Annotated in this window: 17 protein-coding genes; 13 read left to right on the top strand and 4 right to left on the bottom strand. The window is 60.7% G+C overall.

The genetic code is table 11. From position 1 onward, the window contains the following. Positions 1–18 precede the first annotated feature (18 nt). Complete coding sequence (locus ACTQ48_RS06920; protein WP_427747834.1) at positions 19–741, bottom strand: GntR family transcriptional regulator; 723 nt, start codon at positions 739–741, stop codon at positions 19–21. Positions 742–947: 206 nt separating this feature from the next. Between ACTQ48_RS06920 and ACTQ48_RS06915 the strand changes: the two genes are divergently transcribed. The 12 genes from ACTQ48_RS06915 (at position 948) to ACTQ48_RS06860 (ending at position 14,584) form a co-directional block, all read left to right on the top strand. Continuing rightward, positions 948–1,940: an SIS domain-containing protein gene (locus ACTQ48_RS06915; protein WP_117648180.1), complete on the top strand. Its 993-nt coding sequence runs from the start codon at positions 948–950 to the stop codon at positions 1,938–1,940. Positions 1,941–2,381: 441 nt separating this feature from the next. After that, entirely contained in the window at positions 2,382–3,464 is a 1,083-nt protein-coding gene (locus ACTQ48_RS06910; RefSeq protein ID WP_441570445.1) for a DMT family transporter, read from the top strand. A 183-nt stretch (positions 3,465–3,647) separates the two neighbouring features. Next, complete coding sequence (locus ACTQ48_RS06905) at positions 3,648–4,571, top strand: PTS mannose/fructose/sorbose transporter subunit IIAB (protein WP_154518543.1); 924 nt, start codon at positions 3,648–3,650, stop codon at positions 4,569–4,571. 36 nt (positions 4,572–4,607) lie between these two features. Then, positions 4,608–5,402 (top strand): PTS mannose/fructose/sorbose/N-acetylgalactosamine transporter subunit IIC, encoded by a 795-nt coding sequence (locus ACTQ48_RS06900; protein ID WP_154518546.1) that lies wholly within the window; start codon positions 4,608–4,610, stop codon positions 5,400–5,402. Positions 5,403–5,415: 13 nt separating this feature from the next. Beyond that, entirely contained in the window at positions 5,416–6,249 is an 834-nt protein-coding gene (locus ACTQ48_RS06895; protein ID WP_154518549.1) for a PTS system mannose/fructose/sorbose family transporter subunit IID, read from the top strand. Between the two features lie 198 nt (positions 6,250–6,447). Further along, positions 6,448–7,431, top strand: a complete 984-nt coding sequence (locus tag ACTQ48_RS06890) for an SIS domain-containing protein (protein WP_441570444.1) — start codon at positions 6,448–6,450, stop codon at positions 7,429–7,431. 156 nt (positions 7,432–7,587) lie between these two features. After that, the gene (locus ACTQ48_RS06885; protein ID WP_441568184.1) at positions 7,588–8,217 is read left to right on the top strand and encodes an HAD family hydrolase; all 630 of its coding nucleotides are present in this window, start codon (positions 7,588–7,590) and stop codon (positions 8,215–8,217) included. A 206-nt stretch (positions 8,218–8,423) separates the two neighbouring features. Beyond that, on the top strand, positions 8,424–9,431 hold the full coding sequence (locus ACTQ48_RS06880; RefSeq protein WP_441570443.1) for a YitT family protein: 1,008 nt from the start codon (positions 8,424–8,426) through the stop codon (positions 9,429–9,431). A gap of 142 nt (positions 9,432–9,573) precedes the next feature. Beyond that, the gene (locus tag ACTQ48_RS06875; protein WP_441056551.1) at positions 9,574–10,293 is read left to right on the top strand and encodes a GntR family transcriptional regulator; all 720 of its coding nucleotides are present in this window, start codon (positions 9,574–9,576) and stop codon (positions 10,291–10,293) included. Between the two features lie 437 nt (positions 10,294–10,730). After that, positions 10,731–12,713, top strand: a complete 1,983-nt coding sequence (locus tag ACTQ48_RS06870; protein ID WP_441570442.1) for a RecQ family ATP-dependent DNA helicase — start codon at positions 10,731–10,733, stop codon at positions 12,711–12,713. 2 nt (positions 12,714–12,715) lie between these two features. Then, positions 12,716–13,471: a GntR family transcriptional regulator gene (locus ACTQ48_RS06865; protein ID WP_441570441.1), complete on the top strand. Its 756-nt coding sequence runs from the start codon at positions 12,716–12,718 to the stop codon at positions 13,469–13,471. A 144-nt stretch (positions 13,472–13,615) separates the two neighbouring features. Next, on the top strand, positions 13,616–14,584 hold the full coding sequence (locus ACTQ48_RS06860) for an SIS domain-containing protein (RefSeq protein ID WP_441570440.1): 969 nt from the start codon (positions 13,616–13,618) through the stop codon (positions 14,582–14,584). Between the two features lie 381 nt (positions 14,585–14,965). On the opposite strand, the gene ACTQ48_RS06855 is transcribed toward ACTQ48_RS06860, so the two are convergent. Next, positions 14,966–15,943: an L-lactate dehydrogenase gene (locus ACTQ48_RS06855; RefSeq protein ID WP_152067319.1), complete on the bottom strand. Its 978-nt coding sequence runs from the start codon at positions 15,941–15,943 to the stop codon at positions 14,966–14,968. Between the two features lie 211 nt (positions 15,944–16,154). Here ACTQ48_RS06855 and metA point away from each other — a divergent pair, with 211 nt between their 5' ends. Continuing rightward, the gene (gene metA, locus ACTQ48_RS06850) at positions 16,155–17,081 is read left to right on the top strand and encodes a homoserine O-acetyltransferase MetA (RefSeq protein ID WP_427795205.1); all 927 of its coding nucleotides are present in this window, start codon (positions 16,155–16,157) and stop codon (positions 17,079–17,081) included. Positions 17,082–17,166: 85 nt separating this feature from the next. On the opposite strand, the gene ACTQ48_RS06845 is transcribed toward metA, so the two are convergent. After that, complete coding sequence (locus ACTQ48_RS06845) at positions 17,167–17,763, bottom strand: 5-formyltetrahydrofolate cyclo-ligase (RefSeq protein WP_441570439.1); 597 nt, start codon at positions 17,761–17,763, stop codon at positions 17,167–17,169. 389 nt (positions 17,764–18,152) lie between these two features. Then, positions 18,153–21,197: an insulinase family protein gene (locus ACTQ48_RS06840; protein ID WP_441570438.1), complete on the bottom strand. Its 3,045-nt coding sequence runs from the start codon at positions 21,195–21,197 to the stop codon at positions 18,153–18,155. Positions 21,198–21,441 lie beyond the last annotated feature (244 nt).

Genomic DNA, 21,441 nt, shown 5'->3' with positions numbered 1-21,441 from the left:
CAGGTTTATTTTGGCAGGTTAGCCGATGGGTTCGGTGTATTTGGCGCGGTCGGTGCGTTGGATGCGCTTGGAGACATGGAGCGGTCGGCCGTCGGTGTCGTAGACGTAGTCGGTGATCAGGATCAGCGCCTGCCCGCGCTCAACGTTGAGCAAAAACGCCTCGTTTTGCGAGGCATAGCACACCTCAAAGGTCTTATGCCCCTGTGCCGGTGCGCGATGGAACTCCTGTCGCAGCGTGGCGTAGAGCGAACCGTTGATATCGCGATCGATGAGCGTCTCGAAGCTTGGCGGCAGGTAGGTGGTCTCCAGGCACAGCGGCGCGTCGTCCAGGTAGCGCAGGCGGACAAGTTTGACGAGCTTGCTGCCCACGGCGGCGTCAAAGAACTTAGCTATGCTGCCGGCCGCCTTGGCAAAGCCCGAGTCCACGGTGCGCGTGGTGGGCTTCATGCCCTGGCCTTCGACCTGCTTGGTATAGCTCGAAAACACCAGGTTGTTCTCGTGGAGCGCGGGCGTGTCGGCCACAAAGGCGCCACGCCCGCGCTCGGTGCGCACCAGGCCCTCATCAACGAGCACCTTAAGGGCGTGGCGTACGGTGCTGCGTGACAGCCCCGATTCGTCCATGAGTTCCATCTCGGACGGCAGCTTGTCTCCGCGCGCATACGTGCCGGCAGCGATGCGATCGCGCAGCGTGCCCGCCAAGCGCTCGTATTGGGTCAGTTTCTTTTTAGATGTGACGCCCATATTGCCAACCTATATCTAACCTGTATGCTTACCTAAGCAAGCATGTATTAAATAAAACAATAAAACTGCTGGTAGCGAGCTACCGAAAACCGCAGCAGCAAAATATCTAAGACAAATATAGCATACAACTAGTCGACATAACCAAAACATGTATGTAACTTGTATGCCTGTGATGAGCATCAAACGAGAAGAAAGGCTGATGCACGATGACTACTCAGGAACAGGTTAAAGATGTCGTCTCCCAGGTTTTGGCCGACAAGGCAGACAAGGGCGGCATCAAGCGCGTCGTGTGGATTGGCGCCGGCGGATCCAACGGCGGTAACTATCCTGCCCAGTACTTTATGGAGCACGAGGCCACGCAGGTCGTGAGCTCCAGCTACACCAGCAACGAGTTCGTGCACGCCACCCCTGCCTACGTTAACGAGAACACCTTGGCCGTCGTCGTGTCCATGCGCGGCACCAAGGAGACTATCGTCGCCGCCCAGGTCGCCAAGGACCACGGCGCCAGCACCATCGCCATCTATGTTGACGAATCCGCCCTCACCGAGGTCTGCGACTACAAGATCCAGTACGACAGCCTGGCCGTCGACGAGTCCTGCATGGGCCGCACCAACTCCGCCGTCGTGACCATGATCGCCATGGAGCTCACGCAGCAGACCGAGGGCTATGCCGAGTACGAGACCGCCATGGCCGCCTTCGACTTGGTCGACCCCATCTATCGCAAGGCCGTCGAGTACACCCGTCCGCTTGCTGCCAAGTGGGCCGAGCAGAACGCCGACAAGCCCTGCATCAACGTGATGGCTCAGGGTCCGCTCTTTGGTGCCGCCTACGTCTTTAGCATCTGCAACGTGCAGGAGATGCTACAGATCGACTCCTGCACCATCAACACCTGCGACTTCTTCCATGGCCCCTTCGAGATCCTGGACAAGCGTACCTCGCTGTTCCAGCTCATCAGCGTCGGCCGCAGCCGCTGCAACGACGAGCGCGGCATCCGCTTCGTCAACCAGTACGGTGGCGAGCGCGTCTATCAGCTCGACGCCAAGGAGCTCGGCCTCAACGACATCAAGGACAGTGTGAGCGAGTACTTCAACCACCTGATCTTCGCGCCGATCCTCAACAACGTCTACATGCGCGCGCTCTCTGCCGTCACCCACAAGGACTATATGACGCGCCGCTACATGTGGAAGCTCGACTACTAGGAGTTACGCGGTTTTGCCAAACCGCGTAACGGCTCGACGCTGCAAACCCGCCAGAGCGGCAATCTGCCTTTCAGCTTCAGCGGCATGACCAGAAGGTCAATGCCGCTTCGCTTCAAGGCACCTTGCTCGCTCTGGCGGGTTTTCGTTGACGTTGCCAAAGCATCGGCGTCGCCTTGGTCCAGATGTGGCAGTTGAGGACGTTCCCTTTCTGCCGGCAGTTGGGGACAGTCCTAGCCGTTGGGTAGTCATTGGGGACGTACTTAAACGACTAGTCATTGGGGACGTTCCTGAATGACTAGTCGTTTAAGTACCTCCCCAACGAGTACCAATGACCATGTGGGGGAGCAGATTTTTCCGTTCGGCGATTTGTGGCTTGAAAAATGTATATAACGACTATAACGTAGTATGAAACATATTGGAAACAATACCGAGGAGGCTGCGTTGAAGAAAAGCAATCTGGGCTATGTGCTGGTGCTGATCGCCGCGCTTATGTGGGGCAGCATCGGAATCTTTGTAAACGGCATCTCGGCCATGGGTGTTTCGTCTCAGAGCATGGCGGCCTTTCGCCTGTTGTCGGGTGCCGTCTTAATGGCTCCGGTCTTGGCGTTCATGGGTTGCCAGGGAGGTGCTCGTGAGGGAAAAGTATCGGGTCCGCTGACCCTGTTCAAGGCAAGCCCTAAAGAGCTTGTTCCCTGCGCGCTTGTCGGTATCGTCGGTTTGGCCGCCGCCAACACCTGCTATTACGAGTGCATGGGCGAGGTGGGCATGTCCACGGCCTCGGTGCTGCTCTACACCTCGCCGGTGTTTGGCGTCATGCTCGGCCGCGTGCTTTATCGCGAGGACGTGACCCCTAACAAGCTCGTTGCCATTGTCTTTAACATCGTTGGCTGCGTGCTTGCAGTGACCAATGGCGACCTTTCCGGTTTTCATTTTTCGGTTTGGGGCGTCACGTCGGGTGTGATTGCAGGCCTTTGTGGTGCGTCGCTCGCGGTGTTTAGCCGGATAGCAACCAAGACGGTCCACCCGCTGGCTGTCACGTTTTGGGGCTTTGTTTTTGGCGGTGCGGTTATGGCAGCTATCGCGGCTCCGTGGCCAGATGTCGCCGCGGCAATGTCGCCACAGCTGCTGCTGCTGTTCCTTGGTTTTGGACTCATCCCCACAGCCGTGGCTTACATCTTATATATGCAGGGTCTGTCCATGGGGCTCGAGACGTCGAAAGTTCCCGTCGTAATGTCATTCGAGACAGTTGTCACCGTACTGCTGGGCATTGGTGTCTACGCCGAGCCCGCCGGCGCGATCAAGGTCCTGGGCATCGTGCTGGTGCTCGCGTCTATCCTGATCATGAATACCGACTTTTCCAAGCTGCGCAACAGTGTGTTTGTCGGCCATGTCATTGAGAGCATGACCTTTAAGCCCAACGCGTGGTGGACGGAGAAATCGCAGGACATGGATCTGTTTAAGGAACGCACCGGCATCGCGCTGGAGCCCACCGTACAGGAAAGTCCCTGGTACTTCGTGCGATAGGGAATTGCGTGCGGCATCCGACCTGGGGTTATCCAGCCAGTGTCCGCTTATCCAGCCCCAACGTTTCGAGTACGTTAAACCCGTAAACGGTCGATTTTTAACCGCGAACGGTCTTTATACTAATTATCAATATAAGTAGCGTATAAGACGTTATAATGACCATAACGAGAAGGAGGAGGCAAGATGAATCAGATCATTCTCGCATCTCATGGCGGCCTGGCCGCAGGCGCCAAAGACACGCTCGAGATGGTTCTCGGCGACGTGTCGAACGTCCACGTCGTGTCGCTTGCTCGTGACGACAAGGAGCCCATCACCAATAAGGTGGACGCCATGATCGCCACGTTCAACGCGGACGACACCGTCTATGTGCTGACCGATATGCTCGGCAGCTCGGTCAACAACAGCATGGTCGAGCTTTCCAAGAACGGCACGAAGTTCACGGTTGTCAGCGGTTTCAACATCCCGCTGGCGCTCACGCTCGCTATGAGCCCCGCCCCCGTCAAGGGCACCGAGCTCGCGGCCCTCATCAACGAGGCCCGCACTGGTCTGACCAACCCCAACGCACCGGTCGAGGCCGTCGCGGCTCCCGCCAAGAAGGCCAAGGCGTCCCGTCACAGCTCCGGTCCCGCCAAGATCGTCCTCGCACGTCTTGACTACCGTCTGCTGCACGGTCAGGTCGTCTTTACCTGGACCACCAAGGTTCAGGCCGAGCGCATCATCGTCGTCGACAACGCTGCCGCCAACGATGACATCAAGAAGGGTGCTCTTAAGCTGGCCAAGCCCCAGGGCGTGCGCCTGAACGTCTTCACCGTCGAGCGTGCCCTCGCCAAGATGGACAAGCTCAACACCCTCGGCGAGCGCGTCATGTTCGTCTTTGGCAACACTGCCGAGATGCTGCAGTTCTGCCAGGGCTACAAGCTCGACGCCATCAACCTGGGCGCCACCGCCAACCACGACGGTGCCGATCAGGTCGGCGGCAAGGACAGCTCCGTCTTCTTCGACGCCACGCAGAAGGCCGACATCAACCAGCTGCTCGACATGGGCATCAAGCTCTATGTCCAGCAGACCCCCACGTATCAGAGCGTCGACATCGACGCCAAGCTGTAGTCAACCAGGCTTTTGCCTGACTGAAAGGAGAAGGGTATGAATACGTTCATCAGTGCGGTGCTCGTCGGCCTCGTCGGCGTGTTCTGCATGTGGGACTCCCGCCTGCTCGGTCGTCTTAACTTCGAGCAGCCCCTCGTTGGCGCTACGCTCGTCGGTCTGCTGCTGGGCGATGTGCCCACTGGCCTTGCCGTCGGTGCCGCCGTCGAGCTCGTGTCCATGGGCCTGGTGCAGGTCGGTGCTGCCGTTCCGCCCGATATGGTCCTGGGCGGCATCGTGGCCGCTGCCTTTGCGTGCCTGACCGATGCTTCCGCCGAGACCGCCATGACGATCGCCATCCCGGTCGCCGTCCTGGGTCAGCTCCTCGGCATCGTGTTCCGTTCCATCATCGCCGCCCTCACCCATGTGGCAGATAGCGCGATCGATAACGGAAAGTTCAAGACCGCCTACCGTATGCACATCTGCGTCGGCACTGGTCTGTACGCCGTCATGTACTTCCTGCCGATCTTCCTCGCCGTCTTTGTTGGCACCGACCTGGTTCAGGCCATCGTCAACATGGTCCCCGAGTGGCTGTCCACTGGTCTTAACGTTTCGACCAAGATCATGACCGCCTACGGCTTGGCGCTGCTGCTCACCATGATGATCAAGAAGGGTATGACTCCGTTCCTGTTCATCGGCTTCCTGCTCGCCGCTTACCTCAACCTGTCCGTCATCGCGGTCGCTCTGATCGGTGTGTGCCTGGCTGTCGTCTTCATGGGCTTCAAGTTCAACGGTTCCCATGCAGCCGCCGGTGTCGATTCCGACTACGATCCGCTCGAAGACGACGAAGACTAAGGAGGAACACACTATGGCAACCGCAACCAAGGACGTGTCCCTGAACAAGAAGGTCAGCCAGTTCTTCTGGCGCTCCTGGGCCATCCAGGCCTCTTGGAACTACGAGCGTCAGATGAACATGGGCTTCCTCTATGGCATGGTTCCCACGCTCGATCGCCTCTATCCGGATGAGTCCGACCCCAAGCAGCTCGCTGCCAAGAAAGAGGCTTACCGCCGTCACATGGCGTTCTACAACTGCACTCCGCAGACGAGCGCTTTCGTCCTGGGCCTCGCCGCCTCCATGGAGGAGGAGTACGCCAAGGATCCCGAGAACTTCGATCCCGATTCGATCAACGCGGTCAAGACCTCCCTCATGGGTCCGCTTTCCGGTATTGGTGACTCCTTCTTCCAGGGCACCATCCGCGTTATCGCCTTTGGTCTGGGCGTTCAGCTGGCTCAGCAGGGCTCCATCATGGGCCCGATCCTGGCCATGCTCATCTCCATCGTGCCCTCCGTGCTGATCACTTGGTTCGCAGCCAAGATGGGCTATCAGGGCGGCCACGAGTACCTGAGCAAGCTTCAGGGCGGCGACCTCATGGAGAAGCTCATGTATGTCTGCGGCATCGTGGGTCTTATGTCCGTGGGCGGCATGATCGCTACGCTGATCGGCGCCACCACCCCGCTGCAGTTCGCTGACGGCACCGTCGTGATCCAGGACATCCTGGACGGCATGATGCCCCAGATGATTTCCCTTGGCCTCACCGGCCTTATGTACTGGCTCATCAAGAAGAACGTCAACACCGGTTGGCTTCTTGTGATCGCCATCGTGGGCGGCATCGCCCTCTCCGCGGCCGGCATCCTGGCCTAGTCGCGCCCAAGCGTCTAACCGCTTTCCCCGGGGAGCCTGCCTGGCATCCCATACCCCAGGCAGGCTCCCATCCCTAAATGTGTCAAAGGGACAGTCCCTATGTCACATCTTCAATGGGCCGGCGACTCGGTCCAAATCACGGTAGCCCTGCGCACGTCCGGCAAAGTGGCGTCGCAAAAATCGAAAGGAATGTGTCAGATGTACGAGATCGACCTTAACCTCCCTAAGCAGATCGTCGCTGACGTCCTGTCCAACCACGAGATCCACAGCGTCGCCTTCGTCGGCTGCGGCGCTTCCATGTCCGACCTTTACCCCGCCAAGTACTTCCTGGCCAACAACACGGACAAGCTGAACGTTCAGATCTTCACCGCAAACGAGTTCAACTACGACACGCCCTCCTGGGTCAACGAGCACACCTTCGTGATCACCTGCTCCCTCGGTGGCTCCACGCCCGAGACCGTCGAGGCCAACAAGACCGCTAAGAAGCACAACTGCCCGGTCGTCTCCCTCACCAACAAGGCCGGCTCCGCTCTGACCGTCGACGCCGACCACGTCATCATCCACGGCTTCCACGCCAACTACGCTGCCAAGTGCGAGAAGCCCGGCTATGCCATCGCTCTTGCTCTCGAGATCCTTCAGCAGACCGAGGGCTATGACCACTACGAGGACATGATCACCGGTCTCACCAACATCTTCGACCTCTGCGAGAACGCCGCTCAGTCCTGCAAGAAGCTCGCCAAGAAGTTCGCCGAGGACTTCAAGGACGACAAGATGATCTACTTCATGGCTTCCGGTGCCTCCGAGAAGATGGCTTATTCTCACGCCGCCTTCCTGTTCACCGAGATGCAGTGGATCGACGCCGCCGCCTACAACACCGGCGAGTACTTCCACGGCCCGTTCGAGGTTTCCACCGAGGGTAAGCCCTACGTCTTCTTCATGTCCGATGGCGCTACCCGTCCGATGGACGCCCGCGCCCTCACCTTCCTTAAGCGCATGGGCGCCAAGGTCGCTCTGATCGACTCCAAGGACTACGGCCTGGCTGACGCCGTGCCCGCGAGCGTCGTCACCTACTTCAACCCGCTGCTGCACCTCGCCGTTATGCGCGAGTATGGCAACCAGATCGCCGAGGCCCGTCAGCACCCGCTGACCATGCGTCGCTACATGTGGAAGCTTTCCTACTAATCACAAGTAAGTAGACCTTACGGGTTGATTGAGAGGGGATGGGGTTTTCGCCCCGTCCCCTTTTTTGCTTTGGGGGCGTGTTTGTCGCGCCGCAAACCCCAGATAAAACCTACCAAAATAAACCTGTCCCTTTTTGGCAGGTGGAAGGAGGAGCGTATGATCAAGGCAGTGCTGTTTGACATGGACGGCGTGCTGGTCGATACCGAGTGGTTCTACAACCGTCGCCGCGTGGCGTTTATGGAAGAGAAGGGGTTCCACTTTGACGAGATCCCCGACCTTTCGGGGTCTAACGAGCCGGCCATTTGGAAGTCGCTGGTGCCCGACGATGTTGAGCTGCGTGAGCGCCTGCGCGTGGAGTACAAGCAGGTCTACAGCCCGCGCCACCCCGTTCCGTATGCCGAGCTTCTCAACGAGCAGACGGAGCCGGTGATGCGTGAGCTGCATGAGCGCGGTGTGAAGTGTGCCATCGCAAGCTCGTCCTATCGCGAGCTGATCGACGAGCTGGTGGAGATTGCCGGCATCGCCGACGTGCTGGACTACACCATCAGCGGTCACGAGTGCAGTGCGTTTAAGCCCGACCCCGAGATCTACCAGCGTGCCATGGAGGCGCTGGGGATGGAGCCTTCCGAGTGCCTGGTTATCGAGGATTCGCCTCTGGGCATCGAGGCTGGCAAGCGCTCTGGCGCCCGCGTCCTGGCGCTGCGTCCGCACGAGGGCGTCAACCTGGACCAGTCTGCCGCCGACGTTGTCATCGACAATCTGTGTGACATCCTACCTGCCATTTAGGGACAGGTTTATTTTGGCAGGTTTTATCTGGGCAAATGCCGAATTCGCCGTGAAGGGATCGCTCTCTTCACGGCGTTTTTCTTTTGAGCGGCCTCACGGTCCTTCTGATGGTTGTCGAGAGAGGGTGAATTGAGGCGCCCCCGCACGCTCCATGCTACAATCGCGGGCATGCCCCACAACTATATCTGCCTTCGAAAGGAGCCTGCGTGGCGGATGCCATCGATCAGCTCACGGACCGCGTGCTCGTACTCGGCCGCCTCACCATCGTCCGCCGTGCCATTACTACCGTGGCAGTCACGGTCTCTGCCGTTCTCCAGACATTCCTGATCCAGGCGTTCATTCGGCCCGCTGACCTGCTTCCGAGTGGTCTTACCGGTGTCGCGGTCCTGCTCGATCGCGTTACCTCGCTAGGCGGCGTTCACATCGACATCTCGCTCGGTATGCTCGCACTCAACATCCCCGTGGCGCTCCTATGCTGGAGCGGCATTAGCAAGCGCTTCGTCATCTTCTCGTTGATGCAGGTCGTGCTCTCGTCGCTGTTCCTCAACGTCTTTCACTTTGCGCCGTTTTTGGGCGACAAGATCATGCTCATCATTTTTGGCGGCGTGGTCTCGGGCCTGGGTGCTGCCATCGCGCTTAAGTCCGGCGCATCCACCGGCGGCACCGACTTTATTGCGCTGTGGGTCTCCAACCACACAGGCAAGACCATCTGGGGCGTCATCTTTGGCTTCAACTGCTTTATCCTGGCAATCTTTGGTTTTATGTTTGGCTGGGACAAGGCGGCGTATTCCATTGTGTTTCAGTTTATTTCGACCAAGACCATCGACAGTTTCTATCATCGCTACGATCGTGTGACGCTGCAGATCACGACGCGTAAGGCAGACGAGGTTATGACTGCCTACGTAAACCATTTTCAGCACGGCATTAGCTGCGCCGAGGTCGTCGGCGGATACAGCCGCGAGAAGATGTACCTGCTGCACACCGTTGTCTCGACCTACGAGAGCCAGGACATTATCAGGCTGGTATGCGAGGTTGATCCCGGCGCCGTGATCAACGTGTTCCACACGCTCAACTTTGTGGGCGGTTGGTGGGGCGGTCATGTCGACGAACCCATGCCCACGGCTGTTCCCGATCCCGACAAGCCCGCACGCATGGCCAGCAGGCAGGTGCGCCTCAGCGAGCAGGACAGCTTGCAGCAGGACGACGGCAAGTAAGGTATTTGGCATTTTGCCGGCTCTGCTCAATCCTGTCCCTTTTTGGTAGGGAGGGTGTATCGTTTTATCGTTATGAGGTAACATAAAACTAGACGTTATATACGTATTTGTTATTCTGATATTTCGATAAGAGTGATTAGATATGCCTGCACCCAAAAATGCGCCGCTGTACCAGCAGATTTACGACGAAATCAAGGATTCGATCGAGAAAGGTGTTTATGCACCCAAGGAGCGTATCCCGTCCGAGCTTGAGCTTGCCGAGCAGTACGAGGTGAGCCGTATTACGGTGCGCCGCGCCGTAGAGGAGCTGTGTTCCGATGGCTATCTGGTTAAACAGCAAGGCCGTGGCACGTTTGTCTCCACGCCGCACATCAACCGCCAGTTTCATGCCTCGATGCTGCAGACGTTTACCGCGCTGTGTGCCGACAATGGCATGAAGGCCGGCGCGCATGTAATCGATCGCCAGATCGTTCCGGCGCGCCAAAACGAGATGGAGTTCTTTGGCCTGCAGAAGGATGCGCTGCTGCTGCATATCAAGCGCGTGCGTACGGCCGACGGCGAGCCCATCTTTGAGGAGAACATCTTTGTGCCCTTTGACGCCTACCGTGAGCTGTTGACGGCCGATCTTGAGGACAAGTCGATTTTTGCCGAGGTCGAGCGTGTTGGTGGAACGCCGATTGCCTCGGTTGGCTACCGCACGGTCGAGGCCGTTCGCGCCAATGCCGAGCAGGCGGCCGAGCTGGGCATCGCTCCGCACGATCCGCTGCTCAACCTGCGTGCCGGCTTTACCGGTCCCAATGGCGAGCCGGTTTTGCTCGGCAAGCAGTACTACGTGGGTAGCCGCTACGTTATGGTCATGTAAGTTACGCGGTTTTACCAAACCGCGTAACCAGTTGACGCTGCAAGCCCGCCAGAGCGGCAATCTGCCTTTCAACTTCAAAGGCGCGACCAGAAGGTCAGCGCCTTTTCATTTCACGGCACCTTGGCTCAAATGACGGGCGCTCGCTGGCGTTGCCAAAACATCGGCGTTGCCTTGATTCGGGCAGCTAATTTGGGACGGGGCTATTTTGACTACTTTGCATGTAAAAGTAGTCAAAATAGCCCCGTCCCAAATTAGCTGCCCTTCACCAAAAAATGAGCGTGGATAATCTTCCGTTTTTGGCCTGTGTACGGGTTCAAAGTGGGAGATTATCCACGCTCGTTCCCATCGGATTACATTGCCCGTGACCGGCAGCCGTGCGGCACCGGTCCGCGTGGCGGCGTATAATCGGCGGCAGATGACTTGGACGTTAGGAAACCATGACCGATAGCATGCAGCAGATGGCGCTCGATACGCTCGGCGCCTATTTTGGCTACACCTCGTTTCGCCCGGGGCAGGACCGCATGGTCGATGCGATCCTTGCCGGCCGCGATGCGTTGGGCGTTATGCCCACGGGCGCCGGCAAGTCCATTTGCTACCAGGTGCCCGCGCTCATGCTGCCCGGTATCACCTTTGTGGTGAGTCCGCTGCTGTCGCTTATGGAGGATCAGACCCGTGCATTGCTCGCGGCGGGTGCGCGACCCAGCTATCTCAACTCCAGTCTTACTCCGGCCCAGCAAAACACCGTGCTCAAGCGGGCGCGCGAGGGCCGCTACCAGCTTATGTACGTGGCGCCCGAGCGTCTGCTCGAGCCGCGCTTTTTAGCTTTTGCGCGGGAGGCCGCGGCCGCCGCCGGCATTGGCGTGCCGCTCGTGGCCATTGACGAGGCCCACTGCGTAAGCCAGTGGGGCCAGGATTTCCGTCCCGCCTACCTGCAGATTCGCGAGTTCATCGATTCCCTGCCGCAGCGCCCCATCGTGGCGGCCTTTACCGCTACGGCGACCGAGCGCGTGCGTGCGGACATTCAGCAGATGCTCGGCCTGCAAAACCCCGCGACGGTGGTGACGGGCTTCGATCGCAAGAACCTCTACTTTGGCTGCGAGGAGATGGGCGACAAGGCCAAGGCCGCGTGGGTGCGCGACTATGTGATCGCACATTCGAGCGAAAGCGGCATCGTGTATTGCTCGACTCGCAAGACCGTCGATGCGCTGGCAAGCGAGCTTGCCGAGGCGCTGGGCTCCAGCGGCATTCGCGTTGGCCGCTACCATGCCGGCATGGGCAACGACGCCCGCCGGCAAAGCCAGCGCGCCTTTATCGACGACGATATCCAGGTAATGGTTGCCACCAACGCCTTTGGCATGGGTATCGACAAGCCCAACGTGCGCTACGTGATTCACAACAACGTGCCCGAGAGCATCGAGGCGTACTACCAGGAGGCGGGCCGCGCCGGCCGCGATGGCGACCCAGCCAGCTGCCATTTGCTGTGGAACGGCAATGATTTTCGTATGCGTCGCTTTTTGAACGATCGCGGCGATGTTGCCGACGAGGCGCTCGATGACGAGCAACGCGCGTGGGCGCTCCAGAATCGATACCGTCTGCTCAGCCAGATGGAGGGCTACTGCAATACCACCGGCTGCCTGCGCGAATACATGCTGCGCTACTTTGGCGACGAGGCTGCGGCCGAGCATACCGACGCGGCCGGTGCTAGCGGTGCCGCCACGGACGACGCCGAGGGCTGCGGCAACTGCAGCAACTGCCTCACGCAGTTCGAGGTCGAGGACGTCACCGATATGGCCCGCGCCGCCGTGCGCTATGTGGCTACGCGTCCCATGCGTTTTGGCAAGTCGCTGATCGCCGACGTGCTCCACGGCGGCAACACCGAGCGCATTCGCCAGATGCATCTGGACGAGGACCGCGGCTACGGTGAGCTGTCGAGCGAATCGGTCGGGCGCATCAAGGACATCATCGGGCAGCTGTGCGGCCGCGGTTATTTGGCAACCTCACAGGGACAGTACCCGGTCGTGGGACTGGGCCCGCGTGCCGGCGAGGTCGAGGACGAGGCGTTTGCCTTTACCGTTAAGCGTCGTGCATCCAAGCGCAAGGCCTCGGCCCGCGCCCGCCGTGCGGTGGATCTGCTGCGCGAGGAGGCCGAGCTGGATCAGCGCCCGCGCGTGGGCGACGATGCCGAGCTGTTCGAGCGCTTGCGGGCACTCCGCAAGGAGATTTCGACCGAGCTGGAGATGGCGCCGTACATGGTCTTCTCCGATAAGGCCCTGCGCGGTCTGTGCCGCCTGCGCCCTCAGACGCGCGACGAGCTTATCCGGGTCAACGGCATTGGCGAGAAAAAAGCCGACGCCTTTGGCGAGCAGTTTATGGCGGCGATTGAAGAGTTTGAATCCGAGCATGCACGGGATGGAGCGTAACGATGGCAGCCGATAGCAAGACCGACCGTACTGACGTGTCCGCCGTGCCGCTGTACCAGCAGGTTATGGACGACCTAAAGGGCGAGATCGCGCGCGGCGTGTACGCTGCCGGCTCGCGCATTCCTTCCGAGATGGAGCTCGCGAAGTCCTACGGCGTGGGGCGCATTACCGTGCGTCGCGCCATTGAGGAGTTGTCGCGCGCGGGATATCTCAACCGTCAGCAGGGGAGGGGCACGTTTGTGTGTGCGCCCAAGCTCAAGCGCAAGATTGTCCAGAAAGGCGACGTCCAGAGTTTTACCGAGGCCTGCGCTGCCAACGACATGGCGGCCGGAGCGCGCCTGGTATCGCGCACGGTGGTTGCGGCGGCGCGCGAGGACGCGGCGTTTTTTGGCGTGGAACCCGGCTGCGAGCTCATCGTGGTCGAGCGCGTGCGCACGGCCGATGGCGTGCCCGTCATGCTCGAGAACAACGCCTTTGTGCTGGCCGACCATCCCTATCTGCAGCAGCTTGCCGACGAGGACCTCGCCGACAATTCGATTTTTGCGCTCGTTGCCGTGCATTCGGGCCGCGCACCGCTCAAGTCCGATCCCTGTACCGTGGAGATCGCGCTCGCTGATGCTCAGACGGCCCCGCTGTTGGAGGTGCCGGTCGGCGAGCCGCTCTTTTATATGGAGGCGTACTTTACCGATGCGGACGAGCGGCCCTTGCTGCTCGGGCGCCAAAAGATCGTGGGCTCGCGCTACGTGTTCGACATCTAACGTCCATAGATAGAACAATACAGAACAAGTTTGGTGAAATGAATTCACCTGCGACAGCTTGCGTGCTATAAATAGGACAACATAGAACGACCGCAGGTACGAGCTGTCGCCGCTCAAAGCCGCCACACAGGGAGGAATGTCACCGTGAATGCACACGATCTGGTTCAGGAAATTATCGAGCGCAAGGGTAAGATCGAGAATGTCTTTTGGATCGCCTGCGGCGGTTCGATGATTGACCTTATGCCGGCCAATGAGCTGCTCAAGCGCGAGGCAACCACGTTTACCTCGACGGTCTACACGGCGCGCGAGTTTTGCCTTATGGCCCCCAAGAGTCTAGGGCCGAAGTCGCTCGTCATCGCCTGTAGCCACAGCGGTAACACGCAAGAGGTCGTCGACGGCTGCGAGATGGCGCTGGCCGCCGGTGCCGAGGTCGTGACTATGACTGACTACGCGGGTTCCAAGATCGATAACGGCAAGTGGACCACCTGGGTTTACCCGTGGGGCAAGGGCGAGTCGCAGGCCGAAGTTCCGCAGGGCATCGGCGCTCTGATCGCCGCCGAGCTGCTCGACCAGCAGGAGGGCTACGAGGCGCTCGCCGACATGTACGCCGGCCTTAAGCAGATGGACGCACTGCTGCCCGCTGCCCGCGAGAAGGTCAACGCCGAGCTGGGCGATCGCTTTGCCGAGCTCTGCCAGCAGCACAAGTTCTTCTATATCCTGGGCTCCGGCCCCAACTTTAGCCAGACCTACGCCATGGCCATCTGCTCGCTCATGGAGATGCAGTGGCAGCACTGCTGCTACATCCACTCCGGCGAGTATTTCCACGGTCCCTTCGAGGCTACCGAGTCCGGCGTGTTCTACTTTGTGCAGCTTGGCGCTGGCGAGTGTCGCCCCATGGAGGAGCGCGCACTGGCATTCCTCAACACGCACACCGATACAGTCATGGTGCTCGATGCGCTTGAGTACGGCGTGGGCGAGGTTCCTGCCAGCGTGCGTTCGTACCTGGAGCCGATCTTCTTCTATGCGATGAGCTGTGAGCTGCGCGCCGCCCGCGGCAAGGTATTTGACCACAGTCCCGAGGTTCGCCGCTACATGGGCGTCGAGCGGTACTAGGTAACGGGGAACGCGATTTTTCATGACGGGGCCTTCGCCAAGCGCGGGCCCCGTTTGCGTCACGGCGCCCCTTTCTGTTTGTCGAAAACGAAGTCAAATACTTTTCCCGAGAAGTGAACGACCTATTTTGGACCCCCGAAGCATCGACATTTTTTGACGCCAAAACAGCAGGAAAATCTTAATGAAACTGCAGGAAATGGTCTCCACAAAGTGCCGATGCTTCGAGGGCTCGTTTTTGCTCGTTCACTTTTCGGGAAAAGTATTAGACCTAAATCTGCAGGCGTGTCGCGTGAGTCAAAAAGCGGGCCGCGCCGGTGGGTTTCCGGCGCGGCCCGCTTTACATTGTGTCCGTATGAGTGAGTTGTCGCATCAACCGGCGGACTACTTGGCGTCGTAGGCCTCGGCGTCCCACCAGTCGAGCTGGGCGATGTTGTCGCGGATATGCTGACAGCTCTTGTGGAAGCCCTCGAGCTCGTGCTCGGAAAGGTCGAGCGTGTAGACCTCCTCGACGCCCTCGGCGCCGATCACGCACGGCAGGGAGGTAAAGATGCCCTCCTCGCCATATTGGCCGGTCATAAGCGTAGAGGCCGAAAGCACGGCGTGCTCGTTGTGCAGCACGGCGGCGCAGACGCGCGCGGCGGAGTTGGCAACGGCGTACTCGGTGCACTGCTTGCCGGCGTAAGTCACATAACCGCCCTTGCGTGCGAGCTCCTCGACTTCCATGTGGTCGAAGGCGTACTTGTCGGGGTTCTCGGCCTGAAGCTCGTTGAGGCTCTTGCCGGCGATGGTTGCGGCCTTAAAGGCGGCCAGCTGGCTAAAGCCATGCTCGCCGATCATGTAGGCGTCGATGGACTTGGGGCTCACCCCGACCTTCTTGGAGATCTCGGTGCGCAGGCGGGCAGAGTCCAGGCCACAGCCCGAGCCGATGATCTTCTTGGGATCGTAGCCGGTCAGGTGCCACAGCTCGGTGCACACGACGTCGCAGGGGTTGGAGATGCTCACGAAGATGCCGTCGAAGCCGGCATCGACGATGCGCTTGGCAAAGGTGCGGGCGGCGTCGGTGGTAAAGAACAGCTCGCCGTCGCGGTTGCCGGCGGCCAGTGCGACCTTGCCGGCGGCGTTGACGATGACGTCGCAGCAGGCCAGCTCCTCGTAGTGGTCGTAGCAGTTGACGATCTTGGTGTTGTACGGGACAAACGAAAGGGAGTCGCGCAGGTCCTGGACCTCGGACGTCACCTTTGCCTCGTTGATATCGCAGAGGTACAGCTCATCGGCAATGCCCTGCATGAGCAGGCTGTTGGCGACATGTGCTCCTACGTGGCCCTGGCCGACCACACCGATCTTACGCGTCTGGTACATATACGTATCCTTTCGGCCGAGTTTTTCGCATCGAACCATTGTAGCGTCCTGCTGCCACTTTGCTAGGCTAAAGCGCCGTAGATTTTTGGGACATGCCTTAATCTCTACTTTTGGAGTGATTTGGGCCGCTGACGGTGTCTCGGGGCGATGCACTCGCGCGGATGGGGCCGCTCGTTGTACCATAGCTGCAACTGACTCGTAAGGAGCATCCATGCCCATTCGCATCCCCGACGCCCTCCCTGCCGCCGCGCAGCTCGAGAGCGAGAACATCTTTGTCATGACCGAGTACCGCGCGCTGCACCAGGACATCCGTCCGCTGCGCGTGCTCATCCTCAACCTCATGCCAACCAAGATCGCCACCGAGACGCAGATCATGCGCAAGCTCTCCAACACGCCGCTGCAGGTAGAGGTGGACCTGCTACGCACCAAGACGCACGAGGCCACGCACGTGAGTGCCGGCCACCTGGAGACGTTCTACCGTACGTTCGACGACATCCGCGATATTCACTACGACGGCCTGATCATCACGGGCGCGCCGGTGGAGCAGATGCCGTTCGAGGAGGTCGACTACTGGCCCGAGCTCTGCCAGATCATGGATTGGTCCACCACGCACGTGCACTCTACGCTGCATATTTGCTGGGGTGCACAGGCAGGACTCTACCATCATTACGGTATCCAGAAGTGCGACCTGCCGGCCAAGGCGAGCGGCGTGTTTGAGCATTATCTGGTGAAGCCGCAAAGCCCGCTGGTCCGCGGCTTTGACGACCGCTTCTATGCCGTGCATTCACGCAATACCGATGTGCGCCGCGAGGACGTGGAGGCCGAGCCGCAGCTTGAGGTCGTGGCCGTATCAGACGAGGTGGGCCTGTACATCGTCAAGTCGACCGACAGTCGCCGCTTCTTTGTCTTTGGCCATCCCGAGTACGATACCGACACGCTGCGCCTGGAGTACGAGCGCGACGTGAAGCGCGGGCTCAACCCCCAGGTGCCGGCGCATTACTTCCCAGGTGACGACCCCACCGCCGAGCCGCGCAACGTCTGGCGCAGCCAGGCTCAGCTGTTCTACACCAACTGGCTCAACTACTACGTCTACCAGACCACGCCCTACGACCTGGCCCGCGCCGGCGAGGAGCACTAGGCTACGGCCGCGGTTGTGGCTGCGGCTGCGGCGTGACGAGCGTGGATTTTCGGATGCCCATCTTGCGGGTGCGATACAACGGCGGTTAGGCGCTGATGATGTGGGGTAGCGGCAGGTCGTGGGTGTCGGTGGGAACGTGGTCGACACGCTGCTCGTCAAAGGCGATGCCGATGATTTGGCATGCGGGCGAGATCGTGGGCAGGTAGCGGTCGTAGCAGCCGCCGCCGTAGCCCAGGCGCGCGCCGGTGTGGTCGAAGGCTACGAGCGGCACGACGATCATATCGAGCGCCTCGGCAGGCACGATAGGAAAACGGCTGCTGTCGACGTCCGTGGCTGCGAAGGCCCGCGTAGGGTGGGCGATAAACGGGGCCTCGGACGCATCGCCGGCAGCAACTGCCCGCATGCACATGCGCTGGCCACAAGCCACGGTGTCAGCTGCCGAGAACATGCACGGATAGGCCACGCGCCAGCCGTGTTTTGCGGCCGCTGCGGCAAACGCGGCAGGATCTGCCTCGGAGCCCATGGCGGCATAGACGGCAACGGTGCGCGGGGCCACGGGACCCGAGCCGCCCAGCAACTCAACGAGCCGCGCGCATACAGCAGCAGACTTTGCCGCCCGCATATCCAAATCTAGAGCGTCGCGCCGGGCAATTATCGCCCGCCGCAACTCGGCCTTATCCATCCCGGCCCCTCTCTCAAACCTACCAAAAAGGGACAGGTTTATTTTGGTAGGTTTTATCTGGTCAAATGTCGCAACCACCACGCAAACCATCGCAAGGGGAGCAGCTCATGGACACCTTCGTGGGTTTTGACGAAGAGTGGGTGTTCGCGGCGGTGTGTCTCGATCTGTAACAGTAACTCGGCAAAATCGGGCCTAGATGTTACAGATTGAGACAAAGGGCCGTCGTCATCCGAAAACGTCTCGATTTGTAACATCTGGAGCCAATATTGCTGCCTAGATGTTACAGATTTAGACAAACTGGTGTGACGGGCTGAGCTGCCCCGCCCAGGCAGCGGCAAAAGAAAAGGTAGATTTTCAGGCATGTCCCAAAAATCTACCTTTGCTGTGCGTTAGCCCAGCAGGTCGATGACGTTGAAGCCGGCGTTGCTCTTGGCGATGACGTCTCGGCCGCCAAAGACGCAGGTGGGCGAGACGGCTGCGATACGCGTCACGTCGGCGCCGAGCGAGCGCAGCTCACCGGGTGTGGCGGCGAGCATCTGGGCGCGGCGCTCCTCGCGTGCATGTGGATCGAGTCCGGCCAGGTAGGTCGTGTTGCGGCGTTTGGTGAGCGCGTACGGCTTCACCGGCGCGTCCATGCCGCTCACGCAGCTCACGATAAAGCCCTCAAAGGCGGCCACGTCGGGCTCAAAACTGCCGAGCCATTCGCCTGCGCGCGCCACGCGCTCAATCGAAGGATCGACCGCCGGGTCGCGGTAGGTGTAGAACGCCGCCTGACGCTCGCCTGCCGCGCGGAATCCGCAGCCGTACGCCCCACCTTTCACGCGGATCTCGTTCCACAGGTAGTCGTAGGAGAGCGCGTTGGCGGCAACCGCCCAGGCGCCCGTCACGTCAATGCCCAGGCGACGCGGGTCGCATGCGCTTGCCGCAAAGCAGATGTCGCTGGGGATGACGAAAGCCTCGTGACGGTCGCACGGCGTCGGCACCACGAGCGTGTCGCGGCCGGCAACAGCACCGTCGCCCGCGCCCAACCCCAGGTCGCCCGCGGCGGCCCAGTACGCGTCAAAGTCCTCATCGCTGCCGGTAAAGCTCGCCAGGCAGCCATCGGACACAAAGATGCGGCCTGCCAGCTCGGCAAGCTTGGCGCGCAGGTCGTCCAGGCGCTCGTCAAAGTGGTCGAGCAGATCGCGCAGGAACAGGTAGAAGTCCACGCCCGAAAGCTGCTCGCGCACCACGGCCGAAGGCGAGCTGTAGCTCATCGCGCGACCAAGCGCCGCCGAGTGTCCGTTGTTAATAAAGCCCTGCTCAAGCCCAATGCGAATCTGCGTGAGCACGTCGCGCACGCGGTCGGCTTCGGCATCGAGCAACAGCGTGCTCGACCACACCTCGCGCGGCAGGCTCGCCAGTGCATCGATCTTTTCGGACAGGGCGCCGGCGCTCACCAGCAGGTAGGGGCGCACGCCGTCCACGTCGGGCTGCGTCATGACCTCGGTCGTAAAGCTCAAAAAGCCCAGCTTGCCGGCGATAAGGTTGTCGAGCTCCTCGGCCGAGTGTTCGCTCGTGGGTAGCTGTTTGAGCAGGCGGCAGAGCAGGGTCACATAGGGCAGGTCTTCAAACGCGACGCAGCTCAGGTCGAAATACTGCATGGCGTAGGCCAGGCGGTTGGTGGGGATGCCGTGGCGCAGGCAGGGGATGGGCGCGGTCGTGTCCACGACCAACGGCGGCTCGGGGCGCGCCTCGCCAATGTCGGACACGCGCAGGCGTGGCAGCGTGGCCTTGGCCTCGGGCGCGTCATCCGCCTCCTGCGCGGCGCGCAGCGCAGCCGTGCGCTCGACCACATCGGCCAGCTCGGCATCGGTCATGGTATCGCGCTTGGCTGCCAGCTCGGCGGCCTCGGCACTCTCCGCACCCTCGGCGGCATCCACCGGCACCAGCTCGACCAGCGCCATGTGGTCGTTTTCCAGCACGAGCTCGCGCAGCAGGTCCTCAAAATAGCTGCCGTCCAGCTCGCCGCGCAGCTCCTCGTACACCGGGCCGTACTTGAGCGCCAGCGTCGCGGCGTCGTCATCGTAGAGCCAGGTGCTCAGCGCGTCGCACGCAATGGCCACGCCGTCGGCGATACCGTAGTCGCGCTGGCGCAGGTCGTATTCGTTGCTGCTGATGATGGCCTCCAGGCGCTCGCGCGGAACGCCGTGCTCGCACAGGTCGCGGCAGGCGTCCTGGAACACGCGGCGCAGCTCGCGCGCCACGCCGGGCTGAGCGTTTTGCAGCATGATGAGCTCGTAGGGCTGCAGGCTCTCGGCCGCGGTGTAGCTCACCACGTTGCCGCCCAGGCCGGCGGCCAGAATGGCCTTCTTAACCGGCGCCTCGTTGGAACCCAGCAGTGCCTCGAACAGGATGTCCGCCGCGATCGTGCGCTTGCGGTCGAGCGCGCTGCCCAGCACAAGACCCAGACCCACCAGGGCGTTCTCGGGTGTGGTGGCCATCTCGACGCGCTTGTACTCGCAGGTCACGGGCGCCTGCACGACCAGCGGATTGGGCGCCAGCGTGGACGGGTCCTCGCCGGCTGCAACGGCAGCGTCCATGCGGCGGCTCGCGGCACTCGGCTGCGACAGATAGCGCTCGTCCAAAAAGGCCAGTGCACGGTCCACGTCCAGGTCGCCGTAGAGCGTGATGTAGGAGTTGGAAGGATTGTAGTGGCGCGCGTGCGTGTCCAGGAACTGCTCGTAGGTGAGCGCAGGGATCGCGCGCGGGTCGCCGCCGCTCTCGTGCGCATAGGCGGTCTCGGGATAGAGCGCGGCGTTGACGGCGTCGTCCAGCACGCTCATGGGGTCGGACAACGCGCCCTTCATCTCATTGAAAACCACGCCGTTATAGCGTAGCGTGCCCTCGCGCAGGCTTGCGGAACTGCCGTTGCCCTCGCCCTCGGCGCCCTTCGGCAGGTCCAGCTCGTAGTGCCAGCCCTCCTGCTCAAAAATGGTGGGCTTGGTGTAGATGGCCGGGTTGAACACCGCGTCCAGGTACACGTCCATCAGGTTGTACAGATCCTGCTCGTTGGTGGTGGCGACGGGGTAGATGGTTTTGTCGGGGTAGGTCATGGCGTTGAGGAACGTCTGCATGGAGCTCTTGATCAGGTCGACGAACGGCTCCTTGACGGGAAATTTGGCCGATCCGCACAGCACCGAGTGCTCGAGGATATGGAACACGCCGGTGGAATCAGCCGGCGGCGTCTTAAAGCCAATGGCAAAAGCCTTGTTTTCGTCGTCGCACGCCAGGTACAGCAGGCGAGCGCCCGAGGCGGTGTGGCGCAGCACGTAGGCGTCCGAGTCGAGCTCGGGCACGGTCTCGCAGCGCTCGACGGCAAAGCCGTGACAGGTGGTGCCGGGCACCAGCAGCGCGGCGGCAGCGGCGCGCGGGTCGGTTGAGGTGGTGGACATATGCAGTCTCCTTTGACGCCCCAGCGGGGGCGAATCGAGTCGAATCCTCGTGAGTATACCCATATGGGGCCGCGGCTCTGCAGCGAACTGGAGACGATGTGGGTGGACTAGCCTAGCTAGGTTGATAACGAATGCCGCGGGTAGCCGCTGCATCCCGCTAAAGTGAAATAACACCCCGTTTACCGAATCATTTAGGAAATATATGGACTCCTAAAAAGTTCTAATACAATATAAGTCATCTATC

This window comes from Collinsella sp. Sow4_E3 (assembly GCF_052116285.1).
Taxonomy (GTDB): Bacteria; Actinomycetota; Coriobacteriia; order Coriobacteriales; family Coriobacteriaceae; genus Collinsella.
Note: the sequence above shows the minus strand (reverse complement) of the source record. Positions and strands in the feature narration are given on the sequence as shown.